General features: G+C 73.0%; 20 protein-coding genes and 1 riboswitch. Of the genes, 14 read left to right on the top strand and 6 right to left on the bottom strand.

Going from position 1 to position 25,869, the window contains the following annotated elements; translation table 11 throughout:
• The first annotated feature begins 22 nt into the window (after positions 1-22).
• The 8 genes from KUM49_RS06905 (at position 23) to cobI (ending at position 11,800) form a co-directional block, all read left to right on the top strand.
• Positions 23-244 (top strand): hypothetical protein, encoded by a 222-nt coding sequence (locus KUM49_RS06905; RefSeq protein WP_217235806.1) that lies wholly within the window; start codon positions 23-25, stop codon positions 242-244.
• A gap of 269 nt (positions 245-513) precedes the next feature.
• A riboswitch (cobalamin riboswitch) is annotated at positions 514-656 on the top strand.
• Positions 657-755: 99 nt separating this feature from the next.
• Entirely contained in the window at positions 756-1,697 is a 942-nt protein-coding gene (locus KUM49_RS06900) for a cobalamin biosynthesis protein (RefSeq protein WP_217235805.1), read from the top strand.
• Positions 1,694-3,202, top strand: coding sequence for a cobyric acid synthase (locus KUM49_RS06895; RefSeq protein WP_217235804.1), 1,509 nt, complete (start codon positions 1,694-1,696; stop codon positions 3,200-3,202). The genes KUM49_RS06900 and KUM49_RS06895 overlap by 4 nt, the downstream gene beginning before the upstream one ends.
• Positions 3,199-6,852, top strand: coding sequence for a cobaltochelatase subunit CobN (cobN, locus tag KUM49_RS06890; RefSeq protein ID WP_217235803.1), 3,654 nt, complete (start codon positions 3,199-3,201; stop codon positions 6,850-6,852). The genes KUM49_RS06895 and cobN overlap by 4 nt, the downstream gene beginning before the upstream one ends.
• Positions 6,853-7,021: 169 nt before the next feature.
• Positions 7,022-9,034, top strand: a complete 2,013-nt coding sequence (locus KUM49_RS06885; protein WP_217235802.1) for a putative cobaltochelatase — start codon at positions 7,022-7,024, stop codon at positions 9,032-9,034.
• Positions 9,034-9,633: a cob(I)yrinic acid a,c-diamide adenosyltransferase gene (gene cobO, locus KUM49_RS06880; protein WP_217235801.1), complete on the top strand. Its 600-nt coding sequence runs from the start codon at positions 9,034-9,036 to the stop codon at positions 9,631-9,633. The genes KUM49_RS06885 and cobO overlap by 1 nt, the downstream gene beginning before the upstream one ends.
• On the top strand, positions 9,630-11,072 hold the full coding sequence (locus tag KUM49_RS06875; protein WP_374200136.1) for a cobyrinate a,c-diamide synthase: 1,443 nt from the start codon (positions 9,630-9,632) through the stop codon (positions 11,070-11,072). The genes cobO and KUM49_RS06875 overlap by 4 nt, the downstream gene beginning before the upstream one ends.
• On the top strand, positions 11,069-11,800 hold the full coding sequence (gene cobI, locus KUM49_RS06870) for a precorrin-2 C(20)-methyltransferase (RefSeq protein ID WP_217235799.1): 732 nt from the start codon (positions 11,069-11,071) through the stop codon (positions 11,798-11,800). Before KUM49_RS06875 ends, cobI begins: the two co-directional genes overlap by 4 nt.
• 26 nt (positions 11,801-11,826) lie before the next feature.
• Here the strand turns inward: cobI and KUM49_RS06865 are convergent, their stop codons facing one another.
• A complete protein-coding gene (locus tag KUM49_RS06865; protein ID WP_217235798.1) occupies positions 11,827-12,555 on the bottom strand; it encodes a ZIP family metal transporter in 729 nt (242 codons plus the stop codon).
• 190 nt (positions 12,556-12,745) lie between these two features.
• Here KUM49_RS06865 and cobM point away from each other — a divergent pair, with 190 nt between their 5' ends.
• Genes cobM through cobC form a run of 6 tightly spaced genes read left to right on the top strand, consistent with a single transcriptional unit; the run spans position 12,746 to position 19,087 of the window.
• Positions 12,746-13,564, top strand: a complete 819-nt coding sequence (gene cobM / locus KUM49_RS06860) for a precorrin-4 C(11)-methyltransferase (protein ID WP_217235797.1) — start codon at positions 12,746-12,748, stop codon at positions 13,562-13,564.
• Complete coding sequence (gene cbiE / locus KUM49_RS06855) at positions 13,561-14,808, top strand: precorrin-6y C5,15-methyltransferase (decarboxylating) subunit CbiE (protein WP_217235796.1); 1,248 nt, start codon at positions 13,561-13,563, stop codon at positions 14,806-14,808. Before cobM ends, cbiE begins: the two co-directional genes overlap by 4 nt.
• Entirely contained in the window at positions 14,805-16,508 is a 1,704-nt protein-coding gene (gene cobJ / locus KUM49_RS06850; protein WP_217235795.1) for a precorrin-3B C(17)-methyltransferase, read from the top strand. Before cbiE ends, cobJ begins: the two co-directional genes overlap by 4 nt.
• Positions 16,509-16,513: 5 nt before the next feature.
• Complete coding sequence (locus KUM49_RS06845; RefSeq protein ID WP_217235878.1) at positions 16,514-17,116, top strand: precorrin-8X methylmutase; 603 nt, start codon at positions 16,514-16,516, stop codon at positions 17,114-17,116.
• Entirely contained in the window at positions 17,113-18,036 is a 924-nt protein-coding gene (locus KUM49_RS06840) for a sirohydrochlorin chelatase (protein WP_217235794.1), read from the top strand. Before KUM49_RS06845 ends, KUM49_RS06840 begins: the two co-directional genes overlap by 4 nt.
• Positions 18,026-19,087: an Rv2231c family pyridoxal phosphate-dependent protein CobC gene (gene cobC / locus KUM49_RS06835; RefSeq protein WP_217235793.1), complete on the top strand. Its 1,062-nt coding sequence runs from the start codon at positions 18,026-18,028 to the stop codon at positions 19,085-19,087. Before KUM49_RS06840 ends, cobC begins: the two co-directional genes overlap by 11 nt.
• On the opposite strand, the gene KUM49_RS06830 is transcribed toward cobC, so the two are convergent.
• The 5 genes from KUM49_RS06830 to KUM49_RS06810 all read right to left on the bottom strand — a co-directional run bounded on the left by KUM49_RS06830 (position 19,035) and on the right by KUM49_RS06810 (position 25,852).
• The gene (locus tag KUM49_RS06830) at positions 19,035-20,990 is read right to left on the bottom strand and encodes a DUF2264 domain-containing protein (RefSeq protein ID WP_217235792.1); all 1,956 of its coding nucleotides are present in this window, start codon (positions 20,988-20,990) and stop codon (positions 19,035-19,037) included. The two genes, cobC and KUM49_RS06830, sit on opposite strands and share 53 nt — an antisense overlap.
• Before the next feature lie 304 nt (positions 20,991-21,294).
• The gene (locus tag KUM49_RS06825) at positions 21,295-22,347 is read right to left on the bottom strand and encodes a LacI family DNA-binding transcriptional regulator (protein ID WP_217235877.1); all 1,053 of its coding nucleotides are present in this window, start codon (positions 22,345-22,347) and stop codon (positions 21,295-21,297) included.
• Between the two features lie 41 nt (positions 22,348-22,388).
• Complete coding sequence (locus tag KUM49_RS06820; protein WP_217235791.1) at positions 22,389-24,038, bottom strand: extracellular solute-binding protein; 1,650 nt, start codon at positions 24,036-24,038, stop codon at positions 22,389-22,391.
• Between the two features lie 63 nt (positions 24,039-24,101).
• Positions 24,102-24,962, bottom strand: a complete 861-nt coding sequence (locus KUM49_RS06815) for a carbohydrate ABC transporter permease (protein WP_217235876.1) — start codon at positions 24,960-24,962, stop codon at positions 24,102-24,104.
• Positions 24,963-24,997: 35 nt separating this feature from the next.
• Complete coding sequence (locus KUM49_RS06810; protein WP_217235875.1) at positions 24,998-25,852, bottom strand: ABC transporter permease subunit; 855 nt, start codon at positions 25,850-25,852, stop codon at positions 24,998-25,000.
• Between the last annotated feature and the right edge of the window lie 17 nt (positions 25,853-25,869).

Raw genomic sequence — 25,869 nt, 5'->3', positions numbered from 1 at the left:
CCAGCATGAAGGAAGAACCAGCATGAAGATCGACTGGGCGGCCCTCGGATCCGTCTTCGGCATCAGCCTCCTGATCACCGTGGCCCTCGTGGCCCTGTTCACCCTCGGCATCGTGGGCCTGTCCCGCCGAGAGCGGGCTGCCGCGCAGGGTGACACGGCCGCCGTGGCGGTCACGGGCGCGTACGCGTGCTTCGCGGCTTGTGCGGCGGCTGTGGGGTACGGGATCTACCTGATCGTGGCCTGAGGGCTCGCGCGCACTTTCCGGCCCGTCCTGCTTCGGTCGCCTCATGGGCGGTCCGGGCAGGGCGGGCTTTTTTCCGCCTCCGGCGGGAGGCCGAGCGTGGCCGGCGGCATCTGCTCACGCACGCCACCGTGCGTCCGTCCCGCCGGTTCGTCGAACGCCGCCCACCCGAGGGGAATTCCGGCCGAGCGGGGTGCCGTCGGGCGCCCCGCCGCACTGCCCGATGTGGGCCTCAGCACACTCCGCTCCCGCAGGTCAACAGCAAGTTGACGGCCCTTCCAACCCCGTGGTGGACTGCCCGAGCCATGTACGGCGGTAGGAGAGGAAGCCGGTGTGAGTCCGGCGCGGTCCCGCCACTGTCACCGGGGTAGGAACCCCCGGGAGCCAGGAACTCTCACCGCCGATCTCGTCGAACCAGGGCGTGGACACCCTGAGTGAGGACATATCGCCATGCGCGGCTGCCGTTCGAGGTTCAACCCCAGCGACCTGTCTGTGACAGCGGTCGGCTGAGTTCATGCGTGCCGATCGCGTTTTCGCGTACGGCGCCGCCGCCGGCCTTCTCGGTGACCTCCTGCTCGGCGATCCACGCCGTGGGCATCCGGTCGCCGTGTTCGGGCGGGCCGCGGGTGCCGTGGAACGGGTGTTGTGGCGGGACCACCGCGGGTGGGGCGCGCTGCACACCGTCGTGTGTGCCGGGGGCGCTGTCGCCGTGGGGGCCGTGGCCGCACGGGGAGTACGTCCGTCCGCCGCCGCCTCCGTCGCGCTCACCGGGGCCGCCACGTGGGCCGTCGTCGGGGGTACGTCGCTCGCCCGGGAGGCCCGGGGCGTCGGGCGGGCACTGGAGGCGGGAGACGTCGATGCCGCGCGGGCCCGGCTGCCACACCTGTGCGGACGGGACCCGCAGGCCCTCGACGCCGACGGGATCGCCCGGGCGGTCGTGGAGTCCGTTGCCGAGAACACGTCCGACGCCGTGGTCGGGGCGCTGGTGTGGGGAGCCGTGGGCGGTGTGCCCGGGCTGCTCGGTTTCCGCGCCGTGAACACCCTCGACGCCATGGTCGGGCACAAGTCGCCCCGGTATCGGCGGTACGGGTGGGCTTCCGCGCGGCTCGACGATCTCGCCGGGTGGCCGGGAGCGCGGCTCACCGCCGTGCTGGCCGCGGTGGCGGGGCCGGATCCGCGGGGGGCCGTACGGGCCTGGCGGGCCGATGCCGCGAAGCATCCGAGTCCCAACGCCGGCCCCGTGGAAGCCTCGTTCGCCGGGGCGCTCGGGGTACGGCTCGGCGGAACCCTGTCCTATGCGGGGCGGGTGGAGCACCGGCCCGTACTCAACGGGGACGGGCGTGCCGTCACCACACACGACATCGAGCGGGCCGTACGGCTGTCCCGGCGCGTCGGTCTGCTGGCACTCGGCGTCAGTGTCGCCGGGCGGTTTCTCACCAGGGGGCGTAACCGATGAGCGGTGGTCTTCTCGTCGCCGGCACCACCTCCGACGCCGGCAAGAGTGTCGTCACCGCCGGGATCTGCCGGTGGCTGGTGCGGCAAGGGGTCAAGGTCGCGCCGTTCAAGGCGCAGAACATGTCCCTCAATTCGTTCGTGACGAGAGAAGGGGCCGAGATCGGGCGGGCCCAGGCCATGCAGGCGCAGGCCTGCCGGGTCGAGCCGACCGCGCTCATGAACCCCGTGCTGCTCAAGCCGGGCGGTGAGCAGAGCAGTCAGGTCGTGCTGCTCGGCAAACCGGTCGGCGAGCTCAGCGCGCGGGGGTATCACGGGGGGCGGCAGCAGAAGCTTCTCGGGACCGTTCTCGACTGTCTCGCCGAGTTGCGGGGCAGGTATGACGCGGTGATCTGTGAGGGGGCCGGCAGCCCCGCCGAGATCAATCTTCGGCGGACGGACATCGTGAACATGGGGATCGCCCGGAATGCCGGGCTGCCCGTGCTCGTGGTCGGCGACATCGACCGCGGGGGCGTCTTCGCCTCCTTCTTCGGGACCGTCGCGCTGCTCTCGCCCGAGGACCAGGCGCTCGTCGCGGGGTTCCTCGTGAACAAGTTCCGCGGGGACGTGTCGCTGCTCGAACCAGGCCTCGACATGCTGCACTCGCTCACCGGGCGGCACACCTACGGTGTCCTGCCCTTCCGGCACGGGCTCGGCATCGACGAGGAGGACGGGCTGCGGGTCTCCCTGCGGGGGACGGTCAGGGAGTCGGTCGTGGCCCCGCCGGTCGGCGAGGACGTGCTGCGGGTCGCCGTCTGTGCGGTTCCGCTGATGTCCAACTTCACGGACGTCGACGCGCTGGCCGCCGAGCCGGGTGTCGTCGTGCGGTTCGTGGACCGGCCGGAGGAGTTGGCCGACGCCGACCTCGTCGTTCTTCCCGGGACCCGGGGGACCGTCCGGGCCCTGGAGTGGCTGCGGGAGCGGGGGCTGGCCGACGCTCTCGTCCGCAGGGCCGCTGAACACAGGCCCATCCTCGGCATCTGCGGCGGCTTCCAGGTCCTCGGCGAGCACATCGAGGACGAGGTCGAGAGCCGGCAGGGGCATGTCGAAGGGCTCGGGCTCCTTCCCGTCCGGGTGCGGTTCGCCCGCGAGAAGACCCTCACCCGGCCCGTCGGCGAGGCCCTCGGCGAGCAGGTCGAGGGGTACGAGATCCATCACGGTGTCGCCGAGATCGAGGGCGGCGACCCGTTCCTCGACGGCTGTCGGGTCGGGAGCACCTGGGGCACCCACTGGCACGGCTCGCTGGAGTCGGACGGTTTCCGGCGGGCCTTCCTGCGCGAGGTGGCGGCCGCCGCGGGCCGCCGTTTCGTGCCGGCGGCCGACACCTCGTTCGCCGCGCTGCGCGAGGAGCAGCTCGACCGGCTCGGCGACCTGATCGAACAGCACGCGGACACGGACGCGCTGTGGCGGCTCATCGAGTCCGGCGCGCCGCAAGGACTGCCTTTCATTCCACCGGGAGCGCCCGCATGAGCACAGTGTTGTTGTTGTCGACCGCCGACACGGATCTGCTGGCGGCCCGGGCCGCTTCCGATGCCTCGTACCGGATCGGCAATCCGAACCGGGTCGATGTCGCGGAGGAACTGCCGGGGCTCCTCGAGGGCTCGGACATCGCCGTCGTACGGCTGCTCGGCGGCAAGCGTGCCTGGGAGGACGGGCTCGCCGCCCTCAAGGCCTCGGGGATTCCGACCGTCCTGCTCGGCGGAGAGACCGTGCCCGACGCGGAGCTCATGGCCGAGTCGTCCGTGCCTGCCGGTGTGGTGGCCGAGGCGCTGCGGTATCTCGTCGAGGGCGGGCCCGCCAACCTCACCGAGCTCGCGCGGTTCCTCTCGGACACCGTGCTGCTGACCGGTGAAGGGTTCGTCGAGCCGCAGAAGATGCCGGAGTACGGCGTCCATGGGGAGCGCGCGTTCATCGAGGGCCGCCCCAGCATCGGCGTGCTCTTCTACCGCGCCCACCACCTCAGCGGCAACACCGCCTTCGTGGACACGCTGTGCGACGCGATCGAGGCGAAGGGCGCCAACGCCCTTCCCGTGTACTGCGGTTCGCTGCGCGGCGCCGACGCCGGGCTGTACGAGATCCTCGGGAAGGCCGACGCCCTCGTCGCCACCGTCCTCGCCGCCGGCGGCACGCACGCCTCGCAGGCCTCGGCCGGAGGCGACGAGGAGGCCTGGGACATCGGGGCGCTCGCGGACCTCGACATCCCCGTGTTGCAGGGTTTGTGCCTGACCTCCTCGAAGAGCGCCTGGGAAGAGTCCGACGCCGCCCTCTCCCCCATGGACGCGGCGATGCAGGTCGCGATCCCGGAGTTCGACGGGCGACTGATCACGGTCCCCTTCTCCTTCAAGGAACAGGGCCCGGACGACGTTCCCGTGTACGTCGCCGACCCCGAGCGGGCCGCGCGGGTCGCCGGGATCGCCGTACGGCACGCGGTGCTGAAGCACAAGCCGAACCAGGACAAGAAGCTCGCGCTCGTCTTCACCGCCTATCCGACCAAGCACTCCCGGGTCGGCAACGCCGTGGGGCTGGACACGCCCGCTTCGGCGATCCGCGTCCTGGACTCGCTCCGGGACGCCGGCTACATCGTCGAAGGGCATCCCGACAACGGCGACGAGCTGATCCACCGGCTCATCAACGCGGGTGGCCACGACGTCGAATGGCTCACCGAGGAGCAGCTGGCCGCCGCGCCCGCGCGGGTGCCGCTCGCCGACTACCGGGCGTGGTTCGACACGCTCGACGCGGGACTGCGCGGCGGCATGCTGGAGGCGTGGGGTGAGCCGCCGGGCAGCCTGTACGTCGACGGGGACGACATCGTGCTCGCCTCCCTCCAGTTCGGGAACGTCGTCGTGATGATCCAGCCGCCGCGCGGCTTCGGCGAGAACCCGATCGCGATCTACCACGACCCGGACATGCCGCCCTCGCACCACTACATGGCGGCCTACCGCTGGCTCGAGAACTCCTTCGGCGCCGACGCGATCGTGCACATGGGCAAGCACGGCACCATGGAGTGGCTGCCGGGCAAGGGACTGGGGCTCTCCAAGAGCTGCGCGCCCGACGCCGTCCTCGGTGAGCTGCCCCTCGTCTACCCGTTCATCGTCAACGACCCCGGCGAGGGCACCCAGGCCAAGCGCCGCGGGCACGCCACCGTCGTCGACCACCTCGTACCGCCCATGGCGCGCGCGGACACCTACGGCGACCTCGCCAAGCTGGAGCAGCTGCTCGACGAGTACGCGCTCGTCTCCGACCTGGACCCGACGAAGGCGCCGGCCGTGCGCGCGCAGATCTGGACGCTGGTGAAGGCGGCCGAACTCCACCACGACCTGCACGTCGACGACCAGCCGGACGACGACGCGTTCGACGAGTTCGTCATGCACATCGACGGCTATCTGTGCGAGATCAAGGACGTGCAGATCCGGGACGGGCTGCACATCCTGGGCGGCGGTCCGGTCGGCGAGCCGCGCGTGAACCTGGTGCTCGCCGTGCTGCGTGCCTCGCAGGTGTGGGGCGGGCAGGCGAACGCGCTGCCGGGGCTGCGGGCCTGCCTCGCGACACATTTCGGGCTCACCGAGAAGGAGTTGCTGGCCGAGCCCGGGGCGCCGGTCAAGGTCCCGGTGGAGCTGACGGACCTCGTCGAGGGCCCGTCCCGCTCGGCCGCCGACGCCATCGATCTGCTGGAGCAGCTGTGCCGGCGGTTCGCCGAGGGCATGGAGGCCCGCGGGTGGGCCGTGGCCGAGAGCGCACCTCTCGTACGGGAGGTCATCGGCACCGAACTGCCCGACGCCGTCGCCGTGTTGGAGTTCGCCTGCACCGAGGTCGTGCCTCGTCTGGAGAAGACCACCGACGAGATCGGGCACATCCTCAAGGCGCTCGACGGGGGGTACGTCCCGGCGGGCCCGTCCGGTTCGCCGACGCGCGGCCTGGTCAACGTCCTCCCGACCGGCCGCAACTTCTACTCGGTCGACCCCAAGGCCATTCCGTCCCGGCTGAGCTGGGAGGTCGGGCAGTCCCTCGCCGACTCGCTGGTGCAGCGGTACCTCCAGGACACCGGCGAGTACCCGAAGTCCGTCGGCCTGACGGTGTGGGGCACGTCCGCCATGCGCACCCAGGGCGACGACATCGCCGAGATCCTGGCGCTGCTGGGCTGCCGCCCCGTCTGGGACGACGCCTCGCGCCGCGTGACCGGCTTCGAGGTCGTGCCGCCGGCCGAGCTCGGGCGTCCCCGCATCGACGTCACGGTCCGTATCTCCGGGTTCTTCCGGGATGCGTTCCCGCACGTCGTCGGGCTGATCGACGACGCGGTGCGCGCGGTGGCCGAGCTGGACGAGCCGGCCGAGGTGAACTTCGTGAAGGCACACGCCGACGAGGACACCGCCGAACACGGTGACCGGCGGCGCGCGACCGCCCGTATCTTCGGCTCCAAGCCGGGCGCGTACGGTGCCGGTCTGCTGCCGCTGATCGACGCCCGCAACTGGCGTTCCGACGCCGACCTCGCCGAGGTGTACGCGGTGTGGGGCGGCTACGCGTACGGGCGCGGGCTCGGGGGGCGGGCGGCGCGCGGAGACATGGAGACGGCGTTCAAGCGGATCGCCGTGGCCGCGAAGAACGTCGACACCCGCGAGCACGACCTCGTCGACGCCGACGACTACTTTCAGTACCACGGCGGCATGGTCGCCATGGTGCGGCACCTGACGGGCGCGAGTCCCGAGGCGTACGTGGGTGATTCGGCGACCCCCGACCAGGTGAAGACCCGCACGCTCGGCGAGGAGACGCACCGCGTCTTCCGCGCCCGCGTGGTCAACCCGCGCTGGATGGCGGCGATGCGCCGGCACGGCTACAAGGGTGCCTTCGAGATGGCGGCGACCGTCGACTACCTCTTCGGGTACGACGCCACGGCCGGGGTCGTGGACGACTGGATGTACGAGAAGCTCAGCGCGGAGTACGTCTTCGACCAGGAGAACCGGGACTTCATGAAGAAGTCCAACCCCTGGGCGCTGCGCGGCATCACGGAACGGCTCCTGGAGGCAGCTGACCGAGGGCTCTGGGCGGAGCCGGACCAGGAGACCCTGGACCGGCTCCGGGCGACCTACCTCGAACTCGAGGGCGACCTGGAGGGAGACGCGTGATCTCCCTGGGAACCCCCGCAGCGGCGGGGAGCACACCAGCACACCGCCTACTGCTGGCGACACGGCCGGACCACCCCCGCGTCGGCGGGGAGCAGGCTTCGACCATGACGGGGTCGCGGCTTGGCTGCGAGTCGTTCTGCCATGAATCCCCCGAAGGAGTGATCACCGCGTGAGCACGCCCTATCCCTTTACCGCCCTCGTCGGACAGGACAGCCTCCGCTTGGCGCTGCTCATCAACGCGGTGAGCCCGGCGGTCGGCGGTGTGCTGGTGCGCGGCGAGAAGGGCACCGCCAAGTCGACGGCGGTACGGGCCCTTTCGGTGCTGCTGCCGGAAGTCCCCGTCGTCCCCGGCTGCCGGTTCTCCTGTGACCCCGCAGGGCCGGACCCGGCGTGCCCGGACGGCCCGCACGAGCCCGGCGACGGCACCGCGCGCCCGGCCCGCATGGTCGAACTCCCCGTCGGCGCCTCGGAGGACCGGCTGGTGGGCGCCCTCGACATCGAGCGGGCCCTCTCGGAGGGAGTGAAGGCCTTCGAGCCCGGCCTGCTGGCCGACGCGCACCGCGGGATCCTCTACGTCGACGAGGTCAACCTGCTGCACGACCACCTCGTCGACCTGCTGCTCGACGCGGCGGCGATGGGCGCGTCGTACGTGGAACGCGAGGGCGTCTCCGTACGGCACGCGTCGAAGTTCCTGCTGGTCGGGACCATGAACCCGGAGGAGGGCGAGCTGCGGCCGCAGTTGCTCGACCGGTTCGGGCTGACCGTCGAGGTCGCGGCCTCGCGGGAGCCGGACCAGCGGGTGGAGGTCGTACGGCGGCGCCTCGCGTACGACGACGACCCGGCCGGCTTCGTCGCGCGGTGGGCCGACGAGGAGACCGCCGTACGGGCGCGGATCGTGGCGGCGCGCAAGCTGCTGCCGTCGGTGCTGCTGGGCGACGGGGCGCTCCGGCAGATCGCGGCGACCTGCGCGGCCTTCGAGGTGGACGGCATGCGGGCCGACATCGTGATGGCGCGTACGGCGGTCGCGCTGGCCGCGTGGGCCGGACGCACCGAGGTGCTCGCGGAGGACGTCCGGCAGGCCGCCCTGCTCGCGCTGCCGCACCGCAGGCGTCGTAACCCCTTCGACGCCCCGGGACTCGACGAGGACAAGCTCGACGAGACCCTGGAGGAGTTCGGCGACGGGTCCGACGACGAGGATCCCGACCCCGATGGGCCCGGCGGGGGTGACGGGGGCGGCGGACAGCCGCCTTCCGAGGGGCCCGACGAGGACGGCGACACCGGTGCGCGGCCCGAGGCCGGTGAGGAGGGCGGCGAACCGCAGCCTTCCGGCGGCGGCGCGGGTGAGCAGCAGCCGGCGCGGGCCTCCGAGCCGTTCCGTACCAAGGTGCTGAGCGTGCCCGGTCTCGGTGAGGGCGCCGCGGGGCGGCGTTCGCGGGCGCGGACCGAGCACGGGCGGACGACCGGGGCCCGGCGGCCCCGAGGGGCGCTGACCAAGCTGCACCTGGCGGCGACCGTGCAGGCGGCGGCGCCGCATCAGCGGGCGCGGGGGCGGTCGGGGCGCGGTCTCGTCGTACGCCGTGACGATCTGCGGCAGGCGACGCGGGAAGGGCGCGAGGGCAACCTCGTGCTGTTCGTCGTCGACGCCTCCGGGTCCATGGCCGCCCGGCAGCGGATGAGTGCGGTGAAGGGTGCCGTGCTGTCACTGCTGCTCGACGCCTATCAGCGGCGGGACAAGGTGGGGCTGGTGACCTTCCGGGGGTCGGCCGCCGAGGTCGCGCTGCCGCCGACCTCTTCCGTGGACGCGGCGGCGGTCCGGCTGGAGTCGCTGCCCACCGGTGGGCGCACGCCCCTCGCGGCGGGCCTGCTGCGGGCGCACGAGGTGCTGCGGGTGGAGCGGCTGCGGGATCCCGCGCGGCGCGCGCTGGTCGTGGTCGTGACCGACGGGCGTGCCACGGGCGGCCCGGAGCCGGTCGCCCTCGCCGGGCGTGCGGCCCGGCTGTTCGCGGCCGACTCGGTCGCCTCCGTGGTCGTGGACTGCGAGTCGGGGCCCGTGCGGCTGGGGCTGGCCGGGCAGCTGGCGGGTGAGCTGGGCGGCACGGCGGTGACGCTGGACGAGTTGCGGGCGGACTCGATCGCCGGGCTGGTCAGGGACGTTCAGGGCAATTCGAGGAGGGCCGCGTAGTGCCGCAGGGACAGCCGAGCGTCGTACCGGAGGACGGCCTGACGACTCGTCAGCGTCGTAACCGGCCTCTTGTCGTCGTGCACACGGGGATCGGGAAGGGCAAGTCCACGGCAGCCTTCGGGCTCGCTCTGCGGGCCTGGAACCAGGGGTGGCCGATCGGGGTGTTCCAGTTCGTCAAGTCGGCGAAGTGGAAGGTCGGCGAGGAGAACGCGCTGCGGGTGCTGGGCGCCAGCGGTGAAGGCGGGTCCGTCGACTGGCACAAGATGGGCGAGGGCTGGTCGTGGGTGCAGCGCGACTCCCAGATGGACAACGAGGAGAAGGCCCGCGAGGGCTGGGAGCAGGTCAAGCGGGATCTCGCCGCCGAGACGTACCGGCTGTACGTGCTGGACGAGTTCGCCTACCCCATGCACTGGGGCTGGATCGATGTCGATGAGGTCGTCGCCGTGTTGCGGGACCGCCCCGGGACCCAGCATGTGGTGATCACCGGGCGCAACGCTCCCGAGAAGCTCGTCGAGTTCGCCGACCTGGTCACCGACATGTCCAAGATCAAGCATCCGATGGACGCCGGGCAGAAGGGGCAGAGGGGCATCGAGTGGTGACGTCTTCCGTCCCTCGGCTGGTCATCGCCGCGCCCTCCTCGGGCAGCGGCAAGACCACCGTTGCCACGGGGCTGATGGCCGCGCTCGCCGCGCGGGGGCTTGCCGTGTCCCCGCACAAGGTGGGCCCGGACTACATCGACCCCGGGTACCACGCGCTCGCCACCGGGCGGGTGGGGCGGAATCTCGACGCGTATCTGTGCGGGCCCGAGCTGATCGGGCCGCTGTTCCTGCGTGGGGCGAGCGGGTGTGACATCGCCGTCGTCGAGGGTGTCATGGGGCTGTACGACGGGGCCGCCGGGGAAGGTGAACTCGCCTCCACCGCCCATGTGGCGAAGTCGCTGCGGGCGCCGGTGGTGCTGGTCGTCGACGCCTCGTCGCAGTCGCGGTCGGTGGCGGCGCTGGTGCACGGGTTCGCGTCGTGGGATCCGGAGGTGCGGGTCGGGGGCGTGATCCTCAACAAGGTCGGGTCGGATCGGCACGAGGCGTTGTTGCGGGAGGCGTTGGACTCGGCCGGGGTGCCGGTGCTGGGGGTGCTGCGGCGGGTGGCTCAGGTGTCGACGCCGTCGCGGCATCTGGGGCTGGTGCCCGTTGCCGAGCGGCGCGCTCAGGCCGTGGAGGCTGTTGCGGCGATGGCGGAGCAGGTGCGGGCCGGGTGTGACCTGGAGGGGTTGGTTGCGCTGGCGCGGGGGGCCGGGGCGTTGTCCTGTGCGGGGTGGGATGCGGCTGAGGCTCTGGCTTCTTCGCCCCCGCCGCCCCTTCCCGTCCCGTCCCTGGGGGCTGCGCCCCCAGACCCCCGCTTTCGGCCCGAAGGGTCTCGTCCGCAGACGCCGGACGGGCTGACGCGTGTCGCCCTGGCCGGGGGGCCCGCCTTCACCTTCTCCTATGCCGAGCACGCCGAGCTGCTCACCGCGGCAGGTGCCGAGGTGGTCACCTTTGACCCTCTGCGAGACGAACAACTACCCGACGGTACGCGCGGGTTGGTCATCGGCGGTGGGTTTCCCGAGGTGTACGCCTCCGAGCTGTCCGCCAACGAACCTCTGCGCAAAGCCGTTGCCGCCCTCGCGGGGAGTGGTGCTCCGTTCGCCGCCGAGTGTGCCGGGCTGCTGTACCTGTGCCGTGAGCTGGACGGGCAGCCCATGTGCGGGGTGCTCGATGCCGACGCGCGGATGGGCGAGCGGCTCACCCTGGGCTACCGGGACGCGGTGGCCGTGAGTGACAGTGTGCTCGCCGTCGCGGGGACGCGGATGCGGGGGCACGAGTTTCACCGGACGGTCGTCGAGCCGGGGGCGGGGACCGCTCCCGCCTGGGGGGTGCGGAGTCCGGAGCGGCGGGTCGAAGGTTTTGTGGAGCGCGGTGTGCACGCGAGTTATCTGCACACGCACTGGGCGTCCGAGCCCGGTGTGGCCCGTCGGTTCGTGGAGAGGTGCCGGACGTCATGAGCAGCAGGCTGATCGGAGTCGGGGTCGGGCCCGGGGATCCGGAACTGGTGACCGTCAAGGGCGTCAACGCTCTGCGGGCCGCCGAGGTCGTCGTCGTACCCGTGATGGACACGGGTGAGCGGGGGCGGGCCGAAGCGACCGTGCTGCACTACGTGCCCGGGGACAAGGTCGTGCGGGTCGTGTTCGCGCTGAACGAGCGGACCGACCGGGCGCGGCGGGAGGCCGCCTGGGACGCCGCCGGGGAGCGGGTCGCCCGGCTGCTCGAAGCGCACGGCTCCGTCGCCTTCGCGACCATCGGCGACCCCAACGTGTACTCCACCTTCACCTATCTCGCGCAGACCATCGGCGAGCTGGTGCCCGGCGTCGTCGTGGAGACCGTGCCCGGGATCACCGCGATGCAGGACCTGGCGGCGAGGTCGGGGGCGGTGCTGACGGAGGGGACCGAGCCGCTGACGCTGGTGCCGGTCACCGCCGGGTCCGCCGTGCTCAAGGACGCGTTGAACGGGCCCGGAACCGTCGTCGCCTACAAGTTCGGGCGGCAGGCACAGGAGGTGGCCGAGGCGCTGCGGGAGACCGGGCGGATCGGTGACGCGGTGTGGGGTTCGGCGCTCGGGCTGCCGGAGGAGTCCATCCGGCCGGCCGCCGAGCTGGACGGGGAGCCGCTGCCCTACCTCTCGACTCTCATCGCGCCGGCGCCGCGCGAGGGCGGGCGGGGCGGCAAGCTGTGACGCCCCTCCGGAAATCACCACGCCCATCACTCGGCGATACCCACCACCAGCCAGATGAACGCCGCGCCCGCGATCGTGCACAGCACGGTCGAGCGGGCGGGGTGCTCGTGGTGTGCCTCGGGCAGGATCTCGGCCGCCGCGAGATAGAGGAGCGCGCCGCCGAAGAAGCCGAGATAGCCGCCGAGCAGGGGCTCCGGGATGGTGAACAGGAGCGTCGAGGCCGCGCCCAGGACGGGGGCGGCGGCGTCCGCGAACAGCATGGCGAGGGCTCTGCGGCGGGCGTTCCCGTACAGGCTCGTGATCGTGTACGTGTTGAAGCCGTCCGCGAAGTCGTGGGCGACGACGGCCAGCGCGACAGCCGTGCCCATGCCGCCGCCCACCTGGAAGGCCGCGCCGATCGCCACGCCGTCCATGGCGCTGTGGCCGACCATCGCGGCCGCGGCCGTCAGGCCCACCTCCGGGGTGCGGCCGTCGTGTTCCCCGGCGCCGTGGGCGGCCTGCCGTACGGCCAGCAGACGTTCCACCAGATGGGCGATCAGGAACCCGGCCACGAACAGGAGCAGGGCCGCGGGTACGCCGAACACCTCGGTGCCGGCCGCGTCCAGCGCCTCCGGCAGCAGGTCCAGGCCGACCACGCCCAGCATCAGGCCGCCGGCCAGGCCCAGTACGAGATGACGGCGGTCGGTCACGCGCAGTGCCGTCCAGCCGCCGGCCAGCGTCATCAGGAACGCGCCGAGCGCGACGAAGACCGCCATGTGCCCTTCGTATCCGATCAAGCACCCGTCACGCACGTCCAGACCCCCGTCACGCACGTCCAGGCCCCCGTCACGCACGTCCAGACCCCCGTCACGCACGTCCAAGCCCCCGTCCCGCACGTTCAAGCCCCGGTCACGCGCATCCGGCGCCCGCAGTACGCGTAAGACCTTGAAGAGAGGACCGTTTCCCATGGCCGATGCCCCCACCGGCAAGGTGACCTTCGTCGGTGCCGGCCCCGGCGCCGCCGATCTGCTGACGTTCCGTGCCGCGCGCGCCATCGCCGAGGCCGACATCGTGATCTGGGCGGCCAGCCTGGTTCAGGAGGAGGTCCTCCAGCACGCGCGCGAGGGCGCGGAGATCCTCGACTCGGCGACGATGTCCCTGGAGGACGTCATGGCCGTGTACGAGCGGGCGCTGGCGGAGGGCCTGCGCGTGGCCCGTATCCACTCCGGCGACCCGGCCCTGTGGGGCGGTACGCAGGAGCAGCTGGACCGGTGTGCCCGGATCGGCATCGGCACCGAGGTGATCCCGGGGGTCTCCGCGTTCTCCGCCGTCGCCGCGCTCGCCCAGCGCGAGCTGACCATCCCGGAGGTCGCGCAGTCCGTCGTCCTCACCCGGCTCGGTGGCGGCAAGACGCCGATGCCGCCCGGGGAGGAGGTGCGGGAGTTCGCCAAGCACGGCACGACCATGGCGATCTTCCTGTCGGCTGCCCGCAGCGGGCAGCTCGTGCGGGAGCTGCTGGAGGGCGGCTACCCGACCGGTACGCCGGTCGTGGTGGCGTACCAGGCGACCTGGCCGGAGGAGCTGATCGTGCGGTGCACGATCGAGACGCTGGAGGAGACGGTCAAGGAGCACAAGCTCTGGAAGCACACCCTCTTCCTGGTCGGCCCGGCGCTCGACGCCGAGGGCACGCGCTCGCACCTCTACCACCCCGGTCACTTCCACGGGTACCGCAAGGCCGACCCGGAGGCCCGCAGGGCCCTGCGCTCACGGGGTGCGAGCACGTGATCACGGTGGTCGGTACGGGGACGGGGGCGCCGGTTCCGGCCGAGGTACTGGCCGGGGCGCGGCTCGTCGTCGGCGGCCGCCGCCATCTGGCCGCCGCGCCGGTCCCGGCGGACGCCGAGCAGGTCGTGCTCGGTGCGCTGCCGCCCGCGCTGGACGTCATCGAGCGGCACCTGGAGAAGCAAAACCCCGTCGTCGTGCTGGCCTCCGGGGATCCCGGGTTCTTCGGGATCGTGCGGGTGCTGGCCGAACGGTTCGGGGCGCGGGCGCTCGATGTCCGGCCGGGGGTCTCGTCGGTGGCCGCCGCCTTCGCGCGGGCCGGGCTGCCGTGGGACGACGCGGTGGTGGTCAGTGCGCACGGGCGTGATCTGCGTACGGCCGTCAACGTGTGCCGGGCGCGGCCGAAGGTCGCCGTGCTGACCGGGCCGGGGGCCGGGCCCGCCGAACTGGGCGCCGCGCTCAGGGCCGACGCGCGGGTCCTGGTCGTCGCCTCCGCGCTGGGCTCCGCGCGGGAGCGCCTGGAGCGGGTGACGCCGGCCGAGGCCGCCGCCCGCGACTGGGGCGACGCGGTGAACGTGGTGCTGTGCCTGGACGAGTCGCGGGCCCTCGGTCCCGTGCGCACGGTCGCCGGACCGCCCGCCGGGCCCGCCGCATGGGCGTTGCAGGAGGACGAGTTCACCCACCGGGACTCCATGATCACCAAGTTCGAGGTGCGGGCGCTGGCGTTGGCCCGGCTCGGTCCGCGCCTCGGTGACCTGGTGTGGGACATCGGCGCGGGCTCCGGCTCCGTGGCCGTGGAGTGCGCGCGGTTCGGCGCCGCCGTCACGGCGGTCGAGAAGACCCTGGACGGTGTCGAGCGGATCCGCGCGAACGCCGCCGCGCACGGGGTCGACGTACGCGTCGTGCACGGGGCGGCGCCGACCGTGCTGTCCGACCTCGACGATCCCGACGCCGTGTTCGTGGGCGGCGGGGGGCGCGAACTGCCCGCCGTCGTCACGGCGTGCGCGCGGCGGGCGCGGCGGACGGTCGTCGTCGCCATGGCGGCGCTGGACCGGGTACCGGCCGTCCGCGCGGCGCTCACCGGCGCCGGGTTCGACTGCGACGGGGTGCTCCTGCAGTCGTCCCGGCTCGCGCCGCTCCCGGGGGACGTGACCCGGCTCGCCGCGACCAACCCCGTTTTCCTGCTGTGGGGCGTCCGGCCTCACGCGCCTGAAAGAGAACCTGAAAGAGAAGGAGTCGCTCAGTGATCGGCCTCATTTCCGCCACCGCGGCGGGGGCGGCTGCGCGGGACCGGCTGGCCGCGGCGTGGCCGGACCGCACGCGCGTGTACGAGGGTCCCGTCGGGGACGCCGTACGTGCCGCGTTCGCGCAGTGCGACCAGCTCGTGTGTTTCCTGGCGACGGGAGCGGTCGTACGGCTGGTCGCGCCACTGCTCGGCGACAAGGCGTCCGACCCGGGTGTGGTGTGCGTCGACGAGGGCGGCCGGTTCGCCGTGTCGCTGGTCGGCGGGCACGGCGGCGGCGCCAATGAACTGGCCCGCGAGGTCGGCGGGCTGCTGGCGGCACAGCCCGTGGTGACGACGGCGACGGACGCGGTGGGGGTGCCCGGCCTCGACACGCTCGGCTTCCCGGTGGAGGGCGATGTCGCCGCCGTCTCGCGCGCCCTGCTCGACGGTGAGCCGGTGGCCCTGGAGGCGGACTTCGCCTGGCCTCTTCCGCCGCTCCCGGTCGCCTCGGCGGGCTCGTACGCGATCAGGCTGACGGACCGCCTCGCCGAGCCCGCCGAGCGCGAGGTCGTCCTGCGGCCCCCGTCCCTCGTCGTGGGCGTCGGGGCGTCCAGGGGCGCCCCGGCCGACGAGGTGCTCGGGCTGGTCGAGGCGGCGCTGCGGGATGCGGGACTGTCCGCTCGGAGCATCGCCGAACTCGCCACCGTCGACGCCAAGGCCGGGGAACCGGGGATCGTGGAGGCCGCCGAGCGGCTGGGCGTGCCACTGGTGACCCACTCGGCGGAGAAGTTGGCCTCCGTGGACGTGCCCAACCCGTCCGGGGCGCCCCTCGCGGCCGTCGGCACTCCGTCCGTGGCCGAGGCCGCCGCACTCGTCGGCGGGGGCGAACTGCTCGTCCCCAAGCGGAAGTCGGACCGCGCGGACGGGCAGCCCGCCATGGCGACCTGTGCCGTCGTACGGCGGCCCGCGCGCGGCCGGCTCGCGGTCGTCGGGCTCGGTCCCGGCGCCCGGGACCTGCTCACGCCCCGCGCCGAGGCGGAGCTGCGGCGCGCTTCCGTGCTCGTCGGTCTCGACCAGTACGTCGACCAGATCCGCGACCTGCTGCGGCCGGGCACCCGGATCCTGGAGTCGGGGCTCGGGGCCGAGGAGGAGCGGGCCCGGACGGCCGTGGCCGAGGCGCGGAAGGGACAGGCCGTCGCACTGATCGGCAGCGGGGACGCCGGCGTGTACGCCATGGCCTCCCCCGCGCTCGCCGAGGCGTCCGACGACATCGAGGTGACCGGTGTGCCCGGTGTCACCGCGGCGCTCGCCGCGGCCGCCATCCTCGGTGCGCCGCTGGGCCACGACCACGTGTCCATCAGCCTCTCCGACCTCCACACCCCCTGGGAGGTCATCGAGCGGCGGGTGCGGGCGGCGGCCGAGGCGGACATCGTCGTGACCTTCTACAACCCGCGCAGTCGGGGCCGGGACTGGCAGCTGCCGAAGGCCCTCGCCATCCTCGCCGAGCACCGGGAGCCGCGAACACCGGTCGGTGTCGTACGCAACGCGTCGCGGCCGGACGGGTCGAGCCGGCTGACGACACTGGCCGCCCTGGACCCGGCGACGGTCGACATGATGACCGTCGTGACCGTGGGCAACACGGCGACCCGGGACATCGCGGGGCGCATGGTGACGCCGCGCGGTTACCGCTGGCAGGAGAGCCCGCAGGAGGAGCCCAAGTGAACCGTGTGGATCGTGTGATCCATCCGATCGAGCAGGAGTCCTTCCGGCGGCTGCGCGCCCGCCTGGACACCTCCCACTTCCCGCCGCTGACCCGGGCCGTGGTGGAGCGGGTCATCCACTCCGCGGCCGACCTGGAGTACGCGTCCGACCTCGTCATGGACGAGGGCGAGTTGGAGAAGGCGCACGCCGCCCTGCACGCCGGGGCGCCCGTCGTCGTGGACGTGGAGATGGTCGCGGCCGGGATCACCCGGCGGGAGACCGTCTGCCGGCTCAGGGACGCCGTGGCCGGTCCGGAGCTGACCCGCTCCGCGCACGCCATCCGGCTCGCCCACGAGCAGGTCGGGCCCGGCGCCATCTGGGTGATCGGCAACGCGCCGACCGCCCTGGAGGAACTGCTGACCCTGGACGCCTCCCCCGCGCTCGTCATCGGTCTGCCCGTCGGTTTCGTCGGCGCGGCCGAGTCCAAGGCCGCGTTGCGCGAAAGCGGGCTGCCCGCCGTGAGCAACGTGTCCGAGAAGGGCGGCTCGGCGGTGGCCGCGGCCGCCCTCAACGCCCTTCTGTACCACCGCACTTCCCACTCAGATGCACATGCCGAGGAGAAATCGTGACCACCCAGCCGCCCGCCCTGCTCATCGCCGGTCATGGCACCCGGGACGAAGCGGGAGCCGAGGCGTTCCGCGACTTCGTCCGGGAGCTGGGCGACCGCCACCCCGAACTGCCCGTCGCGGGCGGCTTCATCGAGCTGTCCCCGCCGCCGCTCGGGGACGCGGTCACCGAGCTGGTGGAGCGGGGTGTACGACGGTTCGCCGCCGTACCCCTGATGCTGGTGTCCGCCGGCCACGCCAAGGGCGACATCCCGGCCGCCCTGGCCCGCGAGAAGGAACGGCACCCCGGGATCACGTACACGTACGGTCGTCCGCTCGGCCCGCACCCCGCGCTGCTGTCCGTCCTGGAGCGGCGGCTGGACCAGGCGCTCGGCGCTTCGGCACGCAGGCCCGAGGACCGGGCCGACGTGACCGTGCTGCTGGTCGGGCGGGGCTCGACGGACCCGGACGCGAACGCCGAGGTGCTCAAGGCGGCCCGGCTGCTGTGGGAGGGGCGCGGATACGCGGGCGTGGAGACGGCGTTCGTGTCCCTGGCGGCGCCGGACGTGCCCAGCGGGCTCGACCGGTGCGTGAAGCTGGGGGCGCGGCGGATCGTCGTCCTGCCCTACTTCCTCTTCACCGGCATCCTGCCCGACCGGGTGCGGCAGCAGACGGAGGGCTGGGCGGCCGCGCACCCGGAGGTCGAGGTGCGGTCCGCGGACGTGATCGGCCCGGAGCCGGAGCTGCTCGACCTCGTGATGGAGCGGTACGAGGAGGCCCTCAAGGGCGACCTGCGGATGAACTGCGACTCCTGCGTGTACCGGATCGCGCTGCCGGGCTTCGAGGACAAGGTGGGGCTGCCGCAGCAGCCGCACTTCCACCCCGACGACGACGGCCACCACCACGGACACCACCAGCACGGCGCGCACACCCATGCCCACTGAGGGACACGACCTGCGGCACCATGGTGACGCCGAGGTGCGGGACGACGGCGCGCGGCTGACCGACCTGGCGGTGAACGTCCGCGCGGACACGCCTCCGGCGTGGCTGCGGGAGCACATCGCCGGCTCGCTCGGTGATCTGGCCGCCTATCCGGACGGGCGGGCCGCGCGGGCCGCGGTCGCGGCACGGCACGGGCTCCCGGTGGAGCGGGTGCTGCTGACGGCGGGCGCCGCGGAGGCCTTCGTGCTGCTCGCGCGGGCCCTGAAGGTCCGCCGGCCGGTCGTGGTGCACCCGCAGTTCACCGAGCCGGAGGCCGCGCTGCGGGACGCCGGCCACACCGTCGACCGGGTGCTGCTGCGGGAGCAGGACGGCTTCCGGCTCGACCCGGCGGCCGTACCCGAGGACGCGGACCTGGTCGTGATCGGCAACCCGACGAACCCGACGTCGGTGCTGCACCCGGCCGCCACGATCGCCCGGCTGGCCCGTCCCGGCCGGATGCTGGTCGTCGACGAGGCGTTCATGGACGCGGTGCCGGGCGAGCGGGAGGCCCTGGCCGGCCGCACCGACGTACCGGGTCTCGTGGTCCTGCGCAGCCTGACCAAGACCTGGGGGCTGGCCGGGCTGCGGATCGGGTACGTGCTGGCCGCCCCCGGGACGATCGCGGACCTGGAGCGGGCCCAGCCCCTGTGGCCCGTCTCCACACCCGCCCTCACGGCGGCCGAGGCGTGCGTCTCGCCGCGGGCCCTGGCGGAGGCGGCCCACGCGGCCCACCGCATCGCCGCGGACCGGGCCCATCTCGTCGCGGGACTGGAGGAGTTCGCCACGGACGGGCTACGGGTGGCCGGACCGGCCGAGGGCCCCTTCGTGCTCGTACGACTCCCGCGGGCCGTCGCCGTCCGCCGCCACCTGCGCGACCTGGGCTTCGCGGTCCGGCGCGGGGACACGTTTCCCGGACTCGGCGAGGAGTGGCTGCGGCTGGCGGTGCGGGACCGGGTGACGGTCAACTCGTTCCTTCAGGCCCTGGACCGGGCGATGACTCTGGCGCATCGCTGAGCCGGGGCACCACCCGCTCCCGGGTGCCGTCCGGGAAGCGGACCTCCACCGTCCCGTCCGCGGCGACCGACGCGCCCGCTCCCGGGCGCAGCGCGTCCGGGTCGGCGCTGAGCACCACGAGCGTTACCAGCAGGCGCGCCCCCTCGCCCAGTTCGAGCACGGGCGTGGCCGAGTGGTGGCCGACGGCGTTGGTGCCGAGCGCCGTCGCGACCGTGCCCTCGGTGCCGTCCCAGCCGTACAGGCCGGTGATCGCGCTGGTCAGACCGTCCGCGCGGCGGGCCGACGCGTGGCCCGGGCCGGTCCGGGCGACCGGCGGCGCGGTGTCGTCGGCGACGGCCCAGCCGCCTTCACGGACCGCGGTCCCGGGCGGGACGTCGAGACGGTGGACGCGCACCTCCCACGGGCCGTGGACCACGCTCGCCGTCTCGACGCGGTGCTCCCGCGCCAGATGCCAGGAGGCGGCCCGGCCACCCGAGGCGCCGAGCGGGTGGATGCGGCCGCGCGGGGACGGTGTGCCGTCGGGGGCGAGCAGGGCGATGTGGTTGTCCGGGCCGGTGCCCGGGGCCTTCGGCGTTTCGGGGGCCGTCGCGCTGGAGTACGCGAACCGGGCGTAATGCGGGCTGTCATCGGCCGTCGCCGGCGGTGGCGGGAGCCGGTCGCTGCCGTGGTTGACGAGCCGTACGATCCCGTCGGCCGCGGTGGTGTGCAGGAGCCAGCCGGGGGCCGGGAGGGCCAGGCGGACGTCGGCCGTGTCCACCGGGGCGGGCTCCTCGGGTGCCGTCCACACCGGGTGGCTCTCCGGCAGCAGCAGGCCGAGGAAGGCCTTGCTCGCCCAGTACGGGGAAGCCGGGCCCGAGTAGCGCTGGGTGACGGGGAGGAAGGGCCGGTACCAGCCGAGGGTGAGCAGACCCCGCTCGTCCGGCGCCCCCCGTTCGGCGAAGTGCCGCAGGGCGCCCGAGGCGAGCCGGCGGGTGCGGCCGGGCGGCAGCGGGGTGGCGTCGGCGAGGACGCCCGCCCACAGCGGGGCGGCGGTCGCGAAGCGGTAGGTGAGGGACCGGCCCTGGTGCACCGGGGCGCCGTCGGAGCCGAAGAAGTGCTGGTGGACGGCGAGGAACTCGCGCAGGCGGGTGCGGTGCCGGGCCACCGTGTCCGGGTTCGCGCGCGGGCCGGCGATGCGCGCCCACAGCACCGGGTACAGGTGCAGCGCCCAGGCGTTGTAGTAGTCGAACTTGCGGCCGTCGCCGTCGGTGTACCAGCCGCCGCCCCGGTACCAGTCGTCGAGGCGGGCGAGCCCGGCGTCGATCTCGGCGCGGCTGTGCGGGGCGCCGACGGAGGCCAGGAACTCCTCCGTGATGACCTGGAACAGGCGCCAGTTGGAGTCGTTGACGTCGGCGCCGACGAAACCGCCCAGCCAGTCGGCGACCTGTCCGCGCACACCGTCGTCGAGGTGGTCCCACAGCCAGCGGCGGGACTCGTGCAGGGCGATCGCGATCGACGCGGCCTCGACCATGGGCTGCGCGCGGTCCGTGACGGGCGGCCATCGTTCGGCGCCGCGCGGGTCCGTGCCGGCGGCGAGTCCGGCGGCGTACCGCTCGACGAGGGCGGGACCGACCCGGCCGTCCGAGCCCGCGATCCGGAACGCGGCCAGCAGGAACGACCGCGCGAAGCCCTCCAGCCCGTCCGACCACGGGCCGGAGTGGCTGGGCGGCCCGGGCAGCCGGTACTGGGCGAAGCCCGGCGAGGCGTACGGCAGCAGCCCGTCGAGGAGCCGGTCGGCGATCGCCTCCCAGTGGGCGCGGGTCCACCCGGTGACGGGCGAGAGCACCGGGTCGGCCGGAGGCAGTCCGGGGAGGTTCGGCAGGTGCGTCGGATCGTCGGGGAGCGACACGTGCGGCGCGGTCATACGGGGGTGGGTCCTCCGTCAGTCGGTGGTGGCCGGGGCGGGGTGGCGCGGGTCGGGGCTGTGACCTACGGCGATGGGTGTGGGAGCAGGTCTTTCGGTCGGTGGGTGGCCGGGGGCGGCAGCGCTGCGGCGCACGACGGTCTGGGCGCCGGTGTGGGCGCCGGTGTGGGCGCCGGTGTGGGCGCCGGTGTAGGCGCCGGTGTAGGCGCCGGTGTAGGCGCCGGTGTAGGCGCCGGTGTAGGCGCCGGTGTAGGCGCCGGTGTGGGCGCCGGTGTGGGCGCCGGTGTGGGCGCCGGTTCCCCTCTCAGTCGGCGGTGGCCGGGGGCGGGGCCACGCTGCGGCGTACGACGATGTGGGTGCCGAGGAGGTGGTGGCTGCCGGCGGCGTGGTCGGGGTCGCGCAGGGCGATGCGGACGGCGGCGCGGCCGAGTTCCTCGGCGGGGGTGCGGACGGTGGTGAGCGGCGGGTTGAAGTCCTCGGCGAGGGGGATGTCGTTGTAGCCGACGACGGAGATGTCCTCGGGGACCCTCAGTCCCGCGTCGGCGATGGCGCGCAGAGCCCCGGCGGCGACCATGTCGTCCCCGGCGAAGACCGCCGTGAACTCCCGTTCCTCCTTGAGGAGTTCGGTCATCGCGTGCAGCCCGGCCGCGCGGCCCAGACCGCAGTCGACGACGTGCGCGGCGCTCGCCGGCAGCCCGTGCTCGGCGAGCGCGGCGCGGTAGCCGGTGACGCGGGCGTCGAGGGCGGTGTTGCCGGGCAGCCCGCCGAGGAAGACGATCCGGCGGTGGCCGGCCGACAACAGGTGCCCGGTGATCGCCCGCGCCCCCGCCTCGTTGTCGAACTCGACGACCAGCGCGGGGATCTCGGGGTCCGGGGCGGGCCGGCCGCACAGCACGAGCCGGGCGCCGGTGGCATCGAGGGCCTGCGCGTAATGCGCCACGCGCGAGCGATACGCGTCGTCCTCGACGACCCCGCCGACCAGGATCACCAGCCGGGCCCCCTCCTCCCGCATGAGCTGCACGAACTCCATCTCGCGCTGCGGGTCCCCGCCGGTCGCGCCGACCACGCACAGCCAGCCGCGGTCGGCGGCCTCCGCCTCGACGCCCTCGGCGACCTGGGCGTAGAACGGGCTGGTCACCTGGCGGACGACGACCGCGGCCATCTTGCGGCCGCCGCCGACCAGGGCGCGCGCGTGCGCGTTGGCGACGTAGTCGAGGTCGCGGGCGGCGCGCAGGACGCGGGCCCGGGTCGCCGGGGGCACCGGGTGGTTGCCGCTGAGTGCGCGGGAGGCGGTGGCCATCGACACGCCCGCCCGCTCCGCGACCTCTCTGATCGTGACCCGCCGCTTGGACCCCATGCCGTTCCCCATCCCCCGCGCTCCTCTTCCACCGGCAGCCGTCACGTGTTGGCCGCGTAGTCCTTCGCGAACTCCTCGGCCATTCTGTCGCCGCCCCGCGCCCGCCACTTCTTCACCGCCCCGTCCCACTCCGACAACGGGATGCGCCCGGCGACGATGCCGGTGACGGTGTCGTCGAGGAGCGCCCTGAGCGTGGTGCCCTGGGCGTTCTTCGTCCGGGACTGCAGGCCGTAGGAGGCGTTGCGGACGGCGTGCGGGACGGTTTTGAGCTGCCAGGCGTGCAGCGCCCGGACTGCGTCGGGCATGCCCGGCACGAACAGCACCTGGGGGCCTTCGGCAAGGTACTTCAGCGGCAGGTTGGTGTTGTTCTCCACCTCGCCGAGCTTGGTGGGCTGCGGTGAGCCGTCCTTGCCGCGGGTGAAGTGGGTGCCCTCGACGCCGTAGTGGACGAGTTCCCACTCCTGGCTGCCGAAGGGCGCGGCGAGGTAGTCGAGGATGCGCAGCAGCAGCTCGACACGTTCCTTCTTGGCCTTCTTGAGCACGGTGTAGCCGAAGGAGCGGCGGGCCGCGGCGATGCCGCCGGCTTCGCCGCCGACGCTGTACGGGAGCGCGGCGGCCGGGGTCAGCTTGCCCTGCGACTCCCGGTACTTGGGCAGGTAGGCGCCGAAGCCGTCCTGCATGGAGCCGACCGTGCCGTTGTAGTAGAGGGTGGTGAGGTCGATCTGGGAGATGGACGTGGCGTCCGGGTGGTAGGAGCCGTCCTTGCGCAGCCGGGACTGGAAGGCGATCGAGGCCTTGTAGCGTTCGTCGGCGCAGCCCGGCAGGAAGGTGCCGTCCTTGGTGACGGCCCACTCCTGGGGCGCGTTGTGGGCGGCGGAGTGGGCGGCGTTGCCGAAGAGGGAGCCCTGGGCGGCGCCGAGCGCGTACGTCCGCCCGCTGGTCGCCCGCTTCGCGACGGCGGCGAAGTCGTCGGCGCTCCAGCCCTCCGTCATGCCGGCGTCGGCGAACATGCCCTGGTTGAGCCAGAGGGTGGAGCCGGGCAGCGGGCGTTCCAGCGGGATGCCGAAGATCCGGCCGCCGATGCGGCCCATGTCGCGCCAGGCGTGGGTGGGGATGTTCGCGAGGTTGGGGTAGTCGGTGATCGCCTCGCCGGACAGGTACGGCGTGAGGTCCTCCGCCCGCCGCTGCACGAACTCGGCCTCGCGGGGCAGCACGAACCCGGAGAAGAGGTTGATGATGTCCGGGAGGGTGTCGGCGTCGCCGGCCATCACGGTGGCCATCTTCTTCTGGTAGTCGGCCTGGGAGACGATCGTGTACTCGATCTTCACGCCGAGGGCCTTCTCGACGGCGGCCCAGAACCGGTTCGCGGAGGCGGGCTTGGGCGGGGTGCCGAACGACACCGACATGACCTTGATGGTGGAGCCGTCGCCCGGGGTGCGGGAGACGGACTTGACCAGGTCGGAGGGGTAGGCGGTGTATCCGGCCTGGACTCCGGCGTCGGTGGGGGCGAGATCCGGCTTGGGGCCGGTGGTGGGACGGTGGGCGGGCCAGGGGGCGAGTTTCTTGCCCGCGTTGGAGACGTCGCTGTCACCCGAGCCGGTGGAGCAGGCGGTCAGCAGGGTGGGGGCGGAGACGGCGGCGCCGACCGCGGCGGCGGAACGCAGCAGGGTGCGTCGGGAGATGCTGGGCATGGGCAGGTGACCTTTCCGAACGCGGCTCTTGATGATGTGTCAGTTCTCTGGGGCCGTTCCGTGTCAGCTCTTGATGGCGCCCGTGAGCACGCCCTTCGTGAAGTACTTCTGCAGGAACGGGTAGACCAGCAGGATCGGCACGGTGGCGATCACCAGCACCGCCATCTGTACGGTCTGCGGGGCGGTGATCGTGCCCTCGCCGGTCGTCGCGTCGGTGAGCCCGGAGCCTGCCACCACGTAGGTGCGCAGCACCTGCTGAAGCGGCCAGTGGTCGCTCTCCAGGTAGAGGGAGGCGTAGAACCAGGAGTTCCAGTACGACACCGCGTAGAACAGGCCGACCACGGCGAGCGCTGCCTTGGACAGCGGCAGGACGACCGAGAACAGCACCCGCCAGTCCCCCGCCCCGTCGAGCCGGGCGGCCTCGTACAGCTCCTCGGGGATGCCCTGGAAGAAGCCGCGCAGGACGACGAGATTGAACACGTTGACCAGGACGGGCAGGACCAGTGAGGCGTAACTGTCCAGCAGGCCCAGCTCCTTGACCAGCAGGAAGCTGGGGATCATGCCGGGCGGGAAGAGGAAGGTGAACAGGATGAGGAGCAGGACCGGTTTGCCGCCGAAGACACCGGGGCGGGACAGGGCGTAGGCGAGGGTCACCGTGCAGGCGAGGCTGAGCAGGGTGCCGACGATCGTGACGCCGGCGCTGACGCCGAGGGCGTGGGTGACGATGCCGCCGTCGAGGATGTCGCGGTAGGCGTCGAGCGAGGGTTCGGTCGGCCACAGCACCCAGCCGCCGTTGTCGACGACCTCGTCGGTGGAGGCCAGCGAGGTCGACACGATGACGAGGAACGGCACGCAGACCAGCAGCACGACCGCGACGAGCGCGAGGGCTTTGGCGGCCTGGGTGAGCGGCTTCGGCCTCTCCATCCAGCCGGGCCGGACGGAGGTCCGGGTACGGGCACTCACTTGTAGACCCCCTGTTCGCCGAGGCGGTGGGCGACCTTGTTGGCGGCGTAGACGAGGAGGGCGCCGATCACGCCCTTGAACAGGCCCGCGGCGGCGGCGAATCCGTAGTCGCCGCCGACGATGCCCTGGTAGTAGACGAAGGTGTCGATGATCTCGGCGGCCTCCGGGCCGACCGCGTCGCGCTGCAGCAGCATCTGCTCGAAGCCGACGGAGAGGATGTCGCCGAGCCGCATGATGAGCAGCAGCACGATCACCGGGCGGATCGCGGGCAGCGTGACGTGCCAGAAGCGCCGCCAGGGCCCGGCGCCGTCGATCGCGGCGGCCTCGTACTGCTGCTCGTCCACCGTGGCCAGCGCGGCGAGGAAGATGATCGTGCCCCAGCCGGCGTCCTTCCAGATGACCTGGGCGACGGTGAGCGGCTTGAAGGCGTCGGGGTTGCCGATGATGTCGACGGTGCTCAACCCCATGCCGTCCAGCGAGGAGTTGAGCAGGCCGGTGTCCCCGAGCAGCTGCTGGAAGAGGGCGACGACGATCACCCACGAGATGAAGTGCGGCAGGTAGGCCACCGACTGCACGAACCGGCGCACCGAGCTCCAGGTGAGGCTGTGCAGGAGCAGGGCGAGGGCGAGCGGCACCGGGAAGTAGAAGGCCAGTTGCAGGACGGCGATCCAGACGGTGTTGAGCACCGCGTCCCAGAAGGCGCCGTCCTCGAACATCCGCTGGAAGTTGCCGAGTCCGACCCAGGGACTGCCCCAGAGCCCGTCGAAGGGGACGTACTCCTTGAAGGCGATGACGTTGCCGGCCAGGGCGCCGTAGTGGAACAGCAGGAAGTAGGCGAGGCCGGGCAGCAGGAGCAGGATGAGACCCC

It is taken from the genome of Streptomyces sp. AC555_RSS877, assembly GCF_019049245.1.
Taxonomy (GTDB): Bacteria; Actinomycetota; Actinomycetes; order Streptomycetales; family Streptomycetaceae; genus Streptomyces.
The sequence above is the reverse complement of the archived record's forward strand: the minus strand, read 5'-3'. Positions and strand labels throughout refer to the sequence as shown.